The organism is Azonexus hydrophilus (assembly GCF_038368255.1).
In the GTDB taxonomy this organism is placed as follows: Bacteria; Pseudomonadota; Gammaproteobacteria; order Burkholderiales; family Rhodocyclaceae; genus Azonexus; species Azonexus hydrophilus.
Genome location: NZ_CP151406.1, coordinates 136695 through 149790, shown reverse-complemented (window position 1 = coordinate 149790; position 13096 = coordinate 136695). Strand labels below are relative to the sequence as shown.

The window sequence follows — 13096 nt, the reverse complement described above, 5'->3', positions numbered from 1 at the left end:
TTATTGACCTGCGGATAGTTGTTCTCCGATAAACAATGATCCTTCTATGGTTAGATGGTTTCTGTCTCGGAACAATAGTTGTCCGGAAGATTCCATCTTGCAGAGATGGTCGTCGCAGAAATAGTTGTGCAAATTGAACAAAACAACAGGCTGCTGAAGTTTTTTTTGTAAATCACTAAGTGCGTCTTGAATATTATTTGTGTTTTGCAAATTCCGATTGGCTGATTCAGAGCAGGTGGATGTGTTGAAGAAAGGGCGAGAATGCTTGCAGATTGTCGGGTCGAATTCGAAATCTGGCAGGCCGTAAATAACAATAACTTTTTTGCCGCTGTTTTGAAGGCGCTTGACGGTTATGAGTAATTTTTCAAAGAAAGTGTCGACGCTTCCAAGCTGCTTGATTCTGAAATTCCAATACGTGGCCAAGACAATAGTTTCTATTGCCTCGTTTGATGCGGCCGCTTCAAAGATCGGTTCAAAACTTGGGCTGTCATAGAGCGGTGTGCCATCCCTAACAAAATAGGCAACATTTTCCTCGTTAAACTTCTTTGCAATGGCAGGGAAAATGTGCTCGCCATGGCTGTCGCCAATGATGGCCATGGAAATCTTTTCATCGGATTTTGATCTGTAGCAGCGCAAATGGTCGTTTCCTTTTAGCGCATCAGCACATAGTTTTTCATTGGGTATTGGGTGATAGTTCTTCGCAAAATACTCAAAAAAAGCATCGTGATTCAATTCGCCGGAAAGGGCGATTTGTCCATCGACTTGTCGTGATGGAAAACCCTTTTCATGGCTAATCCATTTGCCTAAAAAACCAAATGTTAAGATGGTGATCAACAAAACTGTTGCTGAGATACTGCCTCTTAATGGGCGGATTTTCTTTTCTACAAAATTATAGGTGAGAAAAGACAAAAGTACTGCCAATACGACAGCTCCCATGCGGTAGGCGGTACTAGGTGTCTCTCCAAAGCCAATCCGTAAGAAGGACAGCAATGGCCAGTGCCAGAGATACAACGGAAAGCTGATGAGTCCGATGTGGACTGCAAATTTATTGGACAGAATACTTCGATTAACAATCGCGTGTTGGCCACTAGCTATAAGGAATGCGGTCCCCAGCGTCGGCAGCAGGGCAATCCAGCCGGGAAATTTGCTGGAGGAAGAAATGAAAAACAACCCCGTAACAATAAAACACAGGCCAGCAAGGCTCAAACAGTCCTGTATTTTGCTGCTGGGCATGAAGCCCGAGTTCAGGTTTTCTCTTGCTGCCGCCGCAAGAGAAGCTCCTACTAAAAGCTCCCAGAACCTGGAGTGCGGCAAGAAATACGCCTTTGCAGCATTGTCATTGATCTGCCACAAACCAAAGGCGAACGAAAGAACTAGGAGTGCTAATGTCACATAGATAATGCGCAATCTGGCTTTGTGTGCCAAATAGAGAAGAATCGGCCAAGCAATATAAAACTGTTCTTCTATTGCCAGTGACCAAAGATGGAGCAAAGGTTTTGATTCAGCCAGCGTGTCAAAGTATCCGCTTTCATTTAGCAATACAAAATTCGAAGTGAATATTGATCCTCTGGCTACATGTTTTCCAAGTAACGCGAATTCGCTAGGTAAGAGGACTAGGGCGCCGACAAGCAATGTTATAGCAAACACCAAAGTGAGTGCTGGGAAAATTCGTCTAATGCGCCTTCTGTAAAAATCTAATAAATCAAACTTTGCATTGTTCAGACTGTCTAACAGGATGCCGGTTATAAGGAATCCGGATATGACAAAGAAAATATCAACGCCAATAAACCCTCCCTGTATAGCACTAGGGAAAGCGTGAAAAATAACGACAGAAATGACAGCTACGGCGCGCAGGCCATCAATGTCTTTCCGATAATTGGACTGTTCGTGCAATTTTACTATGTTAAATAATTTGAAAATTAACTATGAAATACTACGCTACATTTTGCATAAAATGCCGTATGTTGGCATACACGGGTGCGTTCGCAGGTGGGACAACTTGAGCATATCGCTCTGTGCTGCTACAAATTGGTGATTGGTCTCGTTTTTTGAATCGAATACTTATCGACGACCAGGAAAACGGCTCTGTCAGCGCCAAGTTGTCTCATGCAAATGACAAAGGTTTCTAAAAGTTAGTGCTTGAAATCAATGCGCTGCTTCCCAGTTCGGCCCGACCCCGACCTCAACCACCAGCGGCACCTTTAGTTGCGCGACCTGAGTCATCAGGCGCGGTAGCTGCGAGCGGATTTCCATCAGCTCGGCGTCCGGCACTTCGAGCACCAGTTCGTCGTGCACCTGCAGGACCAGTTTCGACTGGCGGGCGGTCTGTTCCAGCCAGCCCTGGACGGCGATCATGGCGAGCTTGATCAGGTCGGCGGCGGTGCCCTGCATCGGCGCGTTGATCGCCGCGCGCTCCGCTGCCTGACGGCGGTTGCCGTTGCTTGAGCGGATTTCTGGCAGCCACAGGCGGCGGCCGAAGACGGTTTCGACGTAGCCGTGCTCGCGCACCGTTGCCCGCGCTTCTTCCATGTAGCGGGCGACGCCGGGGTAACGGGCGAAGTAGCGGTCGATGTAGGTCTGCGCGGCGCTGCGTTCGAGGCCCAACTGGCGGGCGAGGCCGAAGGCGCTCATGCCGTAGATCAGGCCGAAGTTGATGCTCTTGGCGACGCGGCGTTGATCGGGGCCGACTTCCAGCGGCGTGACGCCGAAGATCTCGGCGGCAGTGGCGCGGTGCACGTCCTCGCCGTGGGCGAAGGCGTCGAGCAGGCGGGCGTCGCCTGAAAGATGCGCCATGATGCGCAGTTCGATCTGCGAATAGTCGGCCGAGACGATGCTGCTGCCTTGCGGCGCAATGAAGGCGGTGCGGATCTTGCGGCCTTCGTCGGTGCGCACCGGGATATTCTGCAGATTGGGTTCGCTGGACGCGAGCCGGCCGGTGACCACCGAGGCCTGCGAGAAATGCGTATGCACGCGGCCGGTGTCCGGGTTGATCATGCGCGGCAGCTTGTCGGTGTAGGTGCCTTTCAGTTTCGACAGCGAGCGGTGTTCGAGCAAGAGTTTGGGCAACGGATAGTCGAGTGCCAGTTCGGACAGCACTTCCTCGTCGGTCGACGGGCCGCCGGACGCGGTCTTCTTCTTCACCGGCAGGCCCAGCTTGCCGAACAGGATTTCGCCCAGCTGCTTCGGCGATGCCAGGTTGAACGGCTGGCCGGCGAGTTCGTAAGCCTGGCTTTCCAGCGCCATGATCTTCTGGCCGATTTCGTGGCTCTGACGGGCCAGCGTGTCGCCGTCGATCAGGATGCCGGTGCGCTCCATCTGCCAGATCACCTGGCGGGCCGGCAGTTCGATCTCGTGATAGATGCGCGATAGACCGGGTTCGTTGGCGAATTGCGGGTGTAGCACGTCATGGACGCGCAGCGTCACGTCGGCGTCCTCGGCGGCGTAGGTGGCGGCGCGCTCGATGTCGACCTGGTCGAAGCCGATCTGCTTGGCGCCCTTGCCGCAAAGGTCCTCGTAGGCGATCGTCTCGAGGCCGAGGTGGCGGCTGCACAGCTGGCCGAGGTCGTGGCCTTTGTCGGATTCGATCACGTAGCTCTGCAGCATCGTGTCGTGGGCGATGCCGGCCAGCGCGATGCCATGGTTGGCGAAGACGTGCTGGTCGTACTTGGCGTTCTGCAGCACTTTCCGGCGGCCGGCGTTTTCCAGCCAGGGTTTCAGTTTCGCCAGCACTTCGTCGCGCGGCAACTGTTCGGCGACGCCGGGGCCGTTGTGGGCAAGCGGGAGGTAGCAGGCCTCGCCGGGCGTGACCGACAGCGAGATGCCGACGATGCGTGCGGCGAAGCTGTCGAGGCTGGTGGTTTCGGTGTCGAGCGCGGTCAACGGCGCGGTTTCGATCTTTTGCAGCCAACTGTCGAAAGCCGCCCAGGTGAACACGGTTTCGTAGCGGACTTCGCTCGGCGCAGCGGGCGGCGCGGCAGCTTCTTCGCTGGCCGGCGGCGCGTCGCTGTCGAGTTCACGCGACCAGGTGCGGAAGTTGTAGCGCGTGTACAGCTCGCGCAAGGTGTCGCGGTCGCGGGCCGTGGCGGTCAAGGCCGTCGGTGCCGGCAAATCGGGCAGGTCGCAGACGACGGTGACGAGCTTCTTGCCGAGCGGCAGGAAATCGAGGTGGTCGCGCAGGTTCTGGCCGACCACGCCGAAAATCTTGTCGGCGTTGGCGACGATTTCGTCGAGCGAGCCATATTGCGTCAGCCATTTGACGGCGGTTTTCGGCCCGCATTTGGCAACGCCGGGAACGCCGTCGACGGTATCGCCGACCAGCGCCAGGTAATCGACGATCTTTTCCGGCGGCACGCCGAACTTGGCTTCGACCCCGGCCGCGTCGAGCATTTCCTCGCTCATCGTGTTGTACCAGCGGACATGCGGGCCGACGAGCTGGGTCAGGTCCTTGTCGCCGGTGGAAATCAGCGTGTCGATGCTGTCGGCGGCAGCTTTCGTCGCCAGCGTGCCGATCACGTCGTCGGCCTCGACGCCGTCGACGCACAGCACCGGCCAGCCGGCGGCGGCGATGGCGGCGTGGATCGGCTCGATCTGGGCGCGCAGGTCGTCGGGCATCGGTGGGCGGTGCGCCTTGTACTCGGGATACCAGTCGTCGCGGAAGGTCTTGCCCTTGGCGTCGAAGACCACGGCCTTGTAGTCCGCCTTGTGGTCGCTTTCCAGACGACGTAGCATGTTCAAAACCCCGTACAGCGCGCCAGTCGGCTCGCCGGCCGGATTCCGCAGGTCGGGCAGGGCGTGATAGGCGCGGTACAGATAGGACGAACCGTCCACCAACAACAAGAGAGGCATGGCAATGACCGAAAACGAAAAACTGGTGATGGGCATCGAGACCGAGGCACTGTTGAAAAGCGCGACAGCCCGCGAATCCTGGCGGATTTTCGGCATTATGTCAGAGTTCGTCGAAGCCACCGACCGCCTGGCGGCGATCAGGCCGGCGGTGACGATCTTCGGTTCGGCCCGGGTCAAGGAAGGCGCCCCCTATTACGAATTGACCGAGCGGGTTGCGCGTTTGCTGTCCGATTCCGGCTTCTCGGTGATTTCCGGCGGCGGCCCCGGCATCATGGAAGCGGCCAACAAGGGTGCCTACTTCGGCAAGTCGCCGTCGGTCGGTCTGAATATCCAACTGCCGCATGAGCAGTCGAGCAATCCCTATCAGGACATCTCGCAGACCTTCCGCCACTTCTTCGCGCGAAAGTACATGTTCGTCCGCTTCGCCAGCGCCTATGTCGTGATGCCCGGGGGCTTCGGCACGCTCGATGAATTGATGGAAGCGTTGACCCTCATCCAGACCGGCAAGGCGCGCAAGATGCCGATCATCCTGGTCTGTTCCGATTTCTGGAAGGGCCTGGTCGACTGGTTCAAGGACACCCTGGTGCGCGAGAAGATGATCGATCCCGAAGACATGCACCTGATCCAGATCATCGACGAGCCGGAGAAGGTGGTCGAGGCCATCTTCAAGCATTACGAAGCGCGGCCATTCAGCCCGCTACCGAACGAGCGGGAGATGATGCTCAACCTGTAATAAAATGGCAGCGAACCCGAAAGGAAACATCATGCGCCGTCTCTTACCGATCTTGCTGCTTGCCGCGCTGCCCGCCTGGGGCCAGCAGGGCGATCTGCAGCCCCTGCCCGCCGTGCCGCCGCCTCCGCCGGAAATGGAGCCGTTCGATGCGGCGCTTGAACCGCAGGTGACCATCGTCCGCAATGCCAAGGAAACCCGCGAGGAATTCCGCATCAACGGCAAGCTGTACATGGTCCGGGTCACGCCGGCCGTCGGCAAACCCTATTACCTGGTCGACCGTCAGGGCGACGGGGTGATGCTGGAAAGCGACGTCAATCCCAATCCGGTACGCCCGCCGATGTGGGTCATTCACAGCTGGTAAGCCTTGTCCGTCTACACCACGGTCGGGCGCGCCGAACTCGCCGCCTGGCTGGCGCCGCTGGAGCTGGGCGCACTGCTTGATCACGCCGGCATCGCCGCCGGCATGCAGAACTCCAACTACTTCGTGACCACCGACGGCGGCCGTTTCGTGCTGACCCTGTTCGAGGCCACGGACCCGGCTGCGCTCGATTTCTACCTGCGCCTGCAGGCGCACCTGGCCGATGCCGGTCTGCCCTGTCCACGTCCGGCCGTCGATGCCGCCGGTCGCTTGTGGCGCCCGCTGTGCGGCAAGCCGTCGGCCCTGCTCAGCTGCCTGCCCGGAGAATCGGTCGACGACCCCGGCGCCGAACATTGCCGGGTGGTTGGTACGACGCTGGCCCGCCTGCACCTGGCCGCGGCCGGTCTGAGCGAGGCGCCGGCCAATCCTTGCGGCGCCGCCTGGCGGCAGACGGTCGGTGAGCGCCTGCTGCCGCTGCTGCCGGCCGATGAGGCCGCCTTGCTGGCCGACGAACTGGCCTTCCAGGCCGGTCAGGACGGGTCGTCGTTGCCGCAGGGCGTGATCCACGCCGACCTGTTTCGCGATAACGTGCTGTGGCAGGACGACGCGCGTCTTGGCGGCCTGCTCGATTTCTACTTTGCCGGGATCGACGCCTGGCTGTTCGATCTGGCTGTCGTTGCCAACGACTGGTGCCCGGATGACGGACGGCTGGCGGCTTTGGTTGACGGGTACACCGGCGTCCGCCCATTGACCGCCGACGAGCGCGCCGCCTGGCCGGCGGTGCGGCGGGCGGCGGCCCTGCGTTTCTGGTTGCTGCGCCTGGAAGCGCGGCACATGCCGCGGGCCGGCGAAGTGGTCACGGTCAAGGATCCCGGTGATTTCCGCCGTCTGCTGGAAAAATTCCGCCTTGCCCCTGAGGCGCTCCCCGGCTAGCATCCGCGCATGAGTGAAACTCCACAATTCCCGATGGCCCCCGCAGCCTTCGACGGCGAAAGCCGCGAGGTCGATGCCGGCGCCTGCTTCGACTGGCTGGCCCAGGGCTGGGCCATGTTCATCGCCCATCCCGGCATCTGGCTGGGCAGCAGCGTGTTGTTGCTGGTCATCCTGATGGCCATTTCCATCGTTCCCATCTTTGGACAGGTCGCCGCCCACCTGCTGGTACCGCTGTTCGGTGCCGGCATGCTGCAGATCTGCCGGACCGTCGCCAACGAAGGCGAACCGCAGATCGGCGAGTTGTTTGCCGGTTTCCGCCAGCACGCAGGGCAACTGGTGATGGTCGGCGTGTTCTTCGCCATCGGTGTGTTCGGCATTGCCCTGCTGGCTTTCCTGCTGATCGGCGGCGGCATGCTCGGCGGTGCCATCACCGGGCGGGTCGGCGGCATCGGCATTGCCTTCGGCGGCTTCCTGTTGGCCGTCCTGCTGGTGCTGCTGTTGTCGGTGCCGGTCATCATGGCCACCTGGTTCGCGCCGGCCCTGGTGTACTTCCACGGCATGCAACCGCTGGCGGCGATGAAGGCCAGTTTTGCGGCCGGCGCCAGGAACTGGCTGCCGATGATCATTTTCGGCATCTTCCTGATGGTTGCCGGGTTCTTCGCCATGCTGCCGGTCGGCCTGGGCCTCCTGTTGTTGCTGCCGATCTTCTCGGCGGCCGTCTACGCGTCGTATCGCGATATCTTCACGGGAGCCTGAGCGATGCGCGCAGTGAATCTGCCGGCACGTGCCGGCTGGCAATGGGTTAGCGGCGGTTTCGCCATCTACCGGCGTAATCCGCCCGTGCTGTCGATCCTGGTCATCAGCTACTGGTTCGTCGTCGTCTTTCTCAACCTGTTTCCCTTCATCGGCGCGCTGGCAGCTTCGGCGGTCATTCCCGGCCTGTCGGTGGGGTTGATGCAGGCGGCGCGTAACATCGAACGCGGCCAGTCGGCCAACATCCAGACCTTGTTCAGCGGTTTTCGCGACAACGTGCGCACGCTGATCGCCCTCGGCGTCCTTTACCTGGTGGCGACGTTGGCGGTGCTGGGGTTGTCGACGATTGCCGACGGCGGCGACCTGCTGCGCTACATGCTGGCCAGCAGCCGGGCCGAACGGGCTTTGCTCGAAGAAGCGGATTTCACGCTGTCGGCGATGCTGGTGGCGATTTTCATGGTGCCGGTGCTGATGGCCTGGTGGTTTGCGCCGGTGCTGGCGGCCTGGCATCGGCAGCCGCTGGGCAAGGCGTTGTTCTTCAGTTTTGTCGCCTGCGTGATGAACTGGCGGCCCTTCCTGGTTTACGCCGTTGGTTTGATGCTGGTTGCCGTGGTCCTGCCCGGCCTCATCCTCGGCCTGTTGCTGATCGCCCTGCCGGCGCTGCAGGGCTTTGCCACGCTGGTGGTGATGGTGACCATGGGCCTGGTCGTGGCGCCGACCGTATTTGCCAGTTTCTATGTCGGCTATCGCGACATCTTCGGCATTTCCGAAATTGTCTGACCCGCTCGGGATTTTCGGCGGCACGTTCGACCCGGTCCATTACGGGCATCTGCGGCTGGCCGAAGAGTCGATGGCCCATCTCGGGTTGGGTGGCGTGCGGTGGATTCCGGCCGGCAATCCACCGCATCGCGATACGCCGCAGGTGACCGCCGCCCAGCGCCTGGCCATGGTGCGGACGGCGACGCAAGACAATCCGCGTTTCTCGGTCGACCCGGCCGAGGTTGAGAGTCAGGCGCCGAGCTATACCGTGCAGACACTGGAACGCCTGCGTGGGGAACTGGGCGCGCAGCAGTCGCTGGTCCTGCTGGTCGGTGCCGATGCCTTCGCCGGGCTGGCGAGCTGGCACCGGTGGACCGAAATTTTCGACCTGGCGCATGTCGCGGTATCGCATCGCCCGGGTTTTCCGGTCGAAGCGGCGAGCTTGCCAAAAGCATTATCGGCGCAATTTTCCCGCCGGCGCATGCTCGACGTCGGCGCGCTCAAAGCCTCACCGGGTGGGGCAATCGTCACGTTTGCCATGACCCAGCTGGCGATTTCGGCAACCCAGATCCGCAAGCTGCTGGCCAACGATCTGTCGGCGCGTTATTTGCTGCCGGATAGCGTTCTCGACTATATTTCGTCCCATTCCCTTTACAGAAACCCCTGATGGACATACGCAAGCTGCAAAAAATCGTCGTTTCCGCCCTTGAAGATATCAAGGGCAAGGATATCGAAGTCATCAACACCACCAAGCTGACCTCGATGTTCGACCGGGTCGTGATCGCCACCGGCGATTCCAACCGGCAGGTCAAGGCACTGGCCAACAATGTGGTCGAGAAGGTCAAGGAAGCCGGCGGGGAAATCATCTCGACCGAAGGGGAAGATGGGGGCGAATGGGTGCTGGTCGATATCGGTGACCTGGTCGTGCACGTCATGCAACCGACCGTCCGCGCTTACTACAACCTCGAAGAACTCTGGCAGGCCACCCCGGCCCAGCGCCGCAAGCTGGCGGAGCAGGCCACCGGCGAATGAAGCTGCTCGTCGTCGCCGTCGGCCATCGTCAGCCGGCCTGGGTCGACGACGGCTGCGCCGAGTACCTCAAGCGCATGCCGCGCGAAGCCGCGGCCAGCGTGATCGAGATCAAGCCCGAGCCGCGCGGCTCGAAAACCCGCGAACAGTTGCTGGCGGCCGAGAAGTCGCGCATTGACGAGGCCTTGCCGTCGTCGTGCCGGTTGGTCGTGCTCGACGAGAAGGGCGACGACCTGACCACGCTCAAGCTGTCCCGACGCCTTGAGGCCTGGATGCAGGACGGGCGCGACGTCGTGCTGCTGATCGGCGGAGCCGACGGCATCGACGAGGCGCTCAAGCAGCGCGCCGCCGAGAAGATCCGCCTGTCCAGCCTGACCCTGCCGCACGGCATGGCGCGCCTGCTGTTGTGCGAACAGTTGTACCGGGCAGTCAGCGTCTTGAAGAACCACCCTTATCACCGGGAAGGATGATGCGCATCTACCTCGCCTCACGCAGCCCGCGCCGCCGCGAATTGCTGCATCAGATCGGCGTCGATTTCGAAACCCTGATCGGCGAAGTCGAAGTCGACGAAACGCCGCTGGCCGGCGAAGCGCCGGCTGCCTACGTCGAACGGGTGACCCGAGCCAAGGCGGCGCAGGGCCTGCAGATCATCCACGAGCGCCGGCTGATCGCGCATCCGGTGCTGTCAGCCGACACCACCCTTGAATTCAACGGCGAGATCATCGGCAAGCCGGTCGATGCCGCCGACGCGCAGGCCATCCTGCAACGCCTGTCCGGCCAGGTCCATCGCGTCATCACCGGGGTGGCGGTGTGCGACGAGCAGCGCTGTGCCTACGTGCAGTCGATCAGCGAAGTCCGCTTCCGTGCCATCGATGACGAAGAAATCCGGCATTACGTGCTTTCCGGCGAACCGATGGACAAGGCCGGCGCCTACGGCATCCAGGGCCGGGCCGGCTTGTTTGTCGCCCATATTGCCGGCAGTTACACCGGCATCATGGGCTTGCCGGTGTGCGAGACCGGCGAGCTGCTCAAAGCGTTCGGCTGGCGTTTCTGAGCGCGGAACTCAGCGGTTCTTGAACGCCGGCTTGCGCTTCTCGACGAAGGCGGCCATGCCTTCCTTCTGGTCTTCGAGCGCGAAAGCCGAGTGGAAGACGCGGCGTTCGAACAGCAGGCCTTCGTTGAGCGAGGACTCGAAGGCGCGGTTGACCGATTCCTTGATCATCATGATCACCGGCAGCGAATAGCCGGCGATGGTCGTGGCGGCCTTCAGCGTTTCGTCCAGCAGTTGCTCGGCCGGAATCACGCGGGCGACCAGGCCGGCCTTTTCGGCTTCGGCGGCGTCCATCATGCGCGCAGTCAGGCACAGGTCCATCGCCTTGGCCTTGCCGACGGCGCGCGGCAGGCGCTGCGTGCCGCCAGCGCCGGGCAGCGTGCCAAGGCGGATTTCCGGCTGGCCGAACTTGGCCGTATCGGCGGCGAAGATCATGTCGCACATCATCGCCATCTCGCAGCCACCGCCCAGCGCGAAGCCCGAAACGGCGGCGATCACCGGTTTCCGGGTCGTCTTGATACGCTCCCAGTTGCGGGTGATGAAGTCCGTTTTATAGGCGTGCATGTAGTCGAAGTCCTTCATGAAGCCGATGTCGGCGCCGGCGGCGAAGGCCTTTTCGTTGCCGGTGAGGACGATGCAGCCGATGTTCTCGTCGGCTTCGAAGGCGTCGATGGCGGCGGCGATGCCGTCGACGACTTCGTTGTTCAGCGCATTCATCGCTTCCGGGCGGTTGATGCGGATCAGGCCCACCTTGCCGTGGACTTCGTTGAGGACGACGTTGCTCATGCTGTTCTCCAGGTTCGTTATCGTTGTGTCCGCACGTACGGCAGTCGCACGGCGGAGCCGACATATTAGCGATAGCGGTCGCGCCGGCCTAGTGGCGGCCGGCGTTCCCTGCCTGGATTGCGTCGTTCAGCGGATGAAGCGGAAGTAGCCGATCAGTTCGCGCAGGCGGCTGGCGGTTTGCTTCATGTCCTCGCTGCGCGCGCCGACTTCCTGAATGGTGCGCGAGGTCTGGTTGACGCCGCTGACGATGTCCTCCATCCGGATGGCGATCTCGTTGCCGGCGGCGGATTGCTGCCGGGTGCCTTGGGCAATGTGGCCGGCCAGTTCCTGCACCTTGCCGCCCTGGGTGGCAACCGCGTCGAGTCCTTCACGGGCCGAGCCGGCGGCGGCATTGGCGTTGCCGACATGGTCGGCGGCGTCGCTCATGGTCGCGATGGCGGACTGCGTGCTGCTCTGGATGCGGCGGATGCTGGCGGCGATTTCACCGGTCTGCTTGCTCGAATTCTCGGCCAGTTTGCGGACCTCGTCGGCAACCACGGCGAAACCACGGCCGGCTTCGCCGGCTCGGGCGGCCTCGATGGCGGCATTGAGCGCCAGCAGGTTGGTCTGGTCGGCAATCTCGCGGATGACCTGGCTGACCCGTTCGATGGCCGAGATCGATTGGAACAGTTCGTCCATCGTGCTGCCGGCCGAACGGACGGTGGTGACCACGTTGTCCGACGCCTGCTGGCTCTGTTCCATGCGTTGCGAGGCAGCGGCCAGTAGTTCGTGCGAGGTGAGGACAGCGCCCGAAGCCTGCTGGGCGTTGTCGGCGATCTCGTTGACCGAGGTCACCAGTTGCTCTACGGCTGCGGCAATGCTGCTGGCGGCGGCCGACTGGGCGGCGGTCGAGCGGCGTGTCTCGTCGATTTCCCGGGTCAGCGATTCGGCGTCGCCGGTCACTGCCGTGCTGGCCTCGGCAATTTCCGCCATCATCGATTTCAGGTGGGTCTGCATTGTCACCAGGGCGTCGTTCAGGCGACCGAGTTCATCGACCCGGTGCAAGGGAATCTCGTCGGTCAGGTCGCCCTGCGCGATGTTCCTCAGGCGACCAGTGATCCGGCCAATGATGGTCATCAGGCTGCCCTGGAGCAGCATCAGCGCAACACCGGCGCCGATGCCAAGCAGGCTGAACAGGCTGGCCAGCCAATTGGTCATGCCGGCGCTCAGCCCGAGTTCGCCGGTGAAAGCCTGCAGGCCCGCGCCGAGCACCTGGACGACGATCATGCCGATGACCAGGGCGCTCAGTTTGGTTTTCAGCGGGATGTGCGCCCAGGCCGACGCTTTCGGTGTCTTTGCCTGACCGGCGGCAAGCTTGCCGTACAGCGCTTCGGCATCGCTGATTTGCTGCCGGGTGGGTTTGGTCCGTACCGACATGTAGCCGATCTTGCGGTTGTCCTTGAGCACCGGCACGATCAGCGCATCGACCCAGTAGTAGTCGCCGTTCTTGCAGCGGTTCTTGACCATGCCGCGCCACGGCCGGTCGGCCTTGATCGTTTCCCAGGCCCAGGCGAATGCCGCCGGCGGCATGCTGGGATGGCGCACGATGTTGTGGCTGGTGCCGATCAGCTCCTCGCGCGCGAAGCCGCTGAGCTTGACGAAGGTGTCGTCGGCGTAAGTGATGATGCCTTTCAGGTCGGTGCGCGAAACGATGTACTTCCCATCCGGGAAGGCTTGTTCAACGTTCGTCACCGGCGAGTTGATCTTCATTCCCGATCCCCTTTATCGGTTTGATGATGGTTCTCATTTGCGGAAAATTTTCCACTCGCCATTCTAGGCAAAACCCTAGGGGGATAGAAGCAATTTCTAT

The 13096-nt window shown here is 61.1% G+C and carries 13 protein-coding genes; 9 read left to right on the top strand and 4 right to left on the bottom strand.

Translation table 11 applies throughout. The features are described 5' to 3' along the window. A complete protein-coding gene (locus AADV58_RS00660) occupies positions 1-1893 on the bottom strand; it encodes an acyltransferase family protein (RefSeq protein WP_341743785.1) in 1893 nt (630 codons plus the stop codon). Positions 1894-2145: 252 nt separating this feature from the next. Then, entirely contained in the window at positions 2146-4845 is a 2700-nt protein-coding gene (polA, locus tag AADV58_RS00655; RefSeq protein ID WP_341743784.1) for a DNA polymerase I, read from the bottom strand. A gap of 4 nt (positions 4846-4849) precedes the next feature. Between polA and AADV58_RS00650 the strand changes: the two genes are divergently transcribed. The 9 genes from AADV58_RS00650 to AADV58_RS00610 are packed head-to-tail and all read left to right on the top strand — an operon-like array spanning position 4850 to position 10464. Continuing rightward, positions 4850-5578 (top strand): TIGR00730 family Rossman fold protein, encoded by a 729-nt coding sequence (locus tag AADV58_RS00650; RefSeq protein WP_424243856.1) that lies wholly within the window; start codon positions 4850-4852, stop codon positions 5576-5578. A gap of 31 nt (positions 5579-5609) precedes the next feature. After that, a complete protein-coding gene (locus AADV58_RS00645; protein ID WP_281984965.1) occupies positions 5610-5939 on the top strand; it encodes a DUF2782 domain-containing protein in 330 nt (109 codons plus the stop codon). Positions 5940-5942: 3 nt separating this feature from the next. Next, positions 5943-6869, top strand: coding sequence for a homoserine kinase (locus AADV58_RS00640; protein WP_341743783.1), 927 nt, complete (start codon positions 5943-5945; stop codon positions 6867-6869). 9 nt (positions 6870-6878) lie between these two features. Further along, entirely contained in the window at positions 6879-7625 is a 747-nt protein-coding gene (locus tag AADV58_RS00635) for a BPSS1780 family membrane protein (RefSeq protein WP_341743782.1), read from the top strand. Between the two features lie 3 nt (positions 7626-7628). Next, positions 7629-8402, top strand: coding sequence for a BPSS1780 family membrane protein (locus tag AADV58_RS00630; RefSeq protein WP_281984959.1), 774 nt, complete (start codon positions 7629-7631; stop codon positions 8400-8402). After that, positions 8395-9048, top strand: coding sequence for a nicotinate-nucleotide adenylyltransferase (gene nadD, locus AADV58_RS00625; protein WP_341743781.1), 654 nt, complete (start codon positions 8395-8397; stop codon positions 9046-9048). The genes AADV58_RS00630 and nadD overlap by 8 nt, the downstream gene beginning before the upstream one ends. After that, the gene (rsfS, locus tag AADV58_RS00620; RefSeq protein ID WP_028994082.1) at positions 9048-9413 is read left to right on the top strand and encodes a ribosome silencing factor; all 366 of its coding nucleotides are present in this window, start codon (positions 9048-9050) and stop codon (positions 9411-9413) included. The genes nadD and rsfS overlap by 1 nt, the downstream gene beginning before the upstream one ends. Beyond that, positions 9410-9880 carry a 23S rRNA (pseudouridine(1915)-N(3))-methyltransferase RlmH gene (gene rlmH / locus AADV58_RS00615; protein WP_028994083.1) on the top strand — a complete coding sequence of 157 codons (471 nt, stop codon included), beginning with the start codon at positions 9410-9412 and terminating at the stop codon, positions 9878-9880. The genes rsfS and rlmH overlap by 4 nt, the downstream gene beginning before the upstream one ends. Next, positions 9880-10464 carry a Maf family protein gene (locus AADV58_RS00610; protein ID WP_028994084.1) on the top strand — a complete coding sequence of 195 codons (585 nt, stop codon included), beginning with the start codon at positions 9880-9882 and terminating at the stop codon, positions 10462-10464. Before rlmH ends, AADV58_RS00610 begins: the two co-directional genes overlap by 1 nt. Positions 10465-10473: 9 nt before the next feature. Here AADV58_RS00610 and AADV58_RS00605 read toward each other — a convergent pair whose 3' ends face one another. Then, complete coding sequence (locus AADV58_RS00605) at positions 10474-11247, bottom strand: enoyl-CoA hydratase (RefSeq protein WP_028994085.1); 774 nt, start codon at positions 11245-11247, stop codon at positions 10474-10476. Positions 11248-11373: 126 nt separating this feature from the next. Next, entirely contained in the window at positions 11374-12996 is a 1623-nt protein-coding gene (locus AADV58_RS00600) for a methyl-accepting chemotaxis protein (RefSeq protein ID WP_028994086.1), read from the bottom strand. Positions 12997-13096: the final 100 nt, after the last annotated feature.

Coding starts and splice junctions, on each gene's coding strand:
- AADV58_RS00630 (WP_281984959.1), top strand. CDS start 7,629: ATGCGCGCAGTGAATCTGCCGGCACGTGCCGGCTGGCAATGGGTTAGC.
- AADV58_RS00650 (WP_424243856.1), top strand. CDS start 4,850: ATGACCGAAAACGAAAAACTGGTGATGGGCATCGAGACCGAGGCACTG.
- AADV58_RS00635 (WP_341743782.1), top strand. CDS start 6,879: ATGAGTGAAACTCCACAATTCCCGATGGCCCCCGCAGCCTTCGACGGC.
- AADV58_RS00605 (WP_028994085.1), bottom strand. CDS start 11,247: ATGAGCAACGTCGTCCTCAACGAAGTCCACGGCAAGGTGGGCCTGATC.
- AADV58_RS00610 (WP_028994084.1), top strand. CDS start 9,880: ATGCGCATCTACCTCGCCTCACGCAGCCCGCGCCGCCGCGAATTGCTG.
- polA (WP_341743784.1), bottom strand. CDS start 4,845: ATGCCTCTCTTGTTGTTGGTGGACGGTTCGTCCTATCTGTACCGCGCC.
- rsfS (WP_028994082.1), top strand. CDS start 9,048: ATGGACATACGCAAGCTGCAAAAAATCGTCGTTTCCGCCCTTGAAGAT.
- rlmH (WP_028994083.1), top strand. CDS start 9,410: ATGAAGCTGCTCGTCGTCGCCGTCGGCCATCGTCAGCCGGCCTGGGTC.
- AADV58_RS00600 (WP_028994086.1), bottom strand. CDS start 12,996: ATGAAGATCAACTCGCCGGTGACGAACGTTGAACAAGCCTTCCCGGAT.
- AADV58_RS00645 (WP_281984965.1), top strand. CDS start 5,610: ATGCGCCGTCTCTTACCGATCTTGCTGCTTGCCGCGCTGCCCGCCTGG.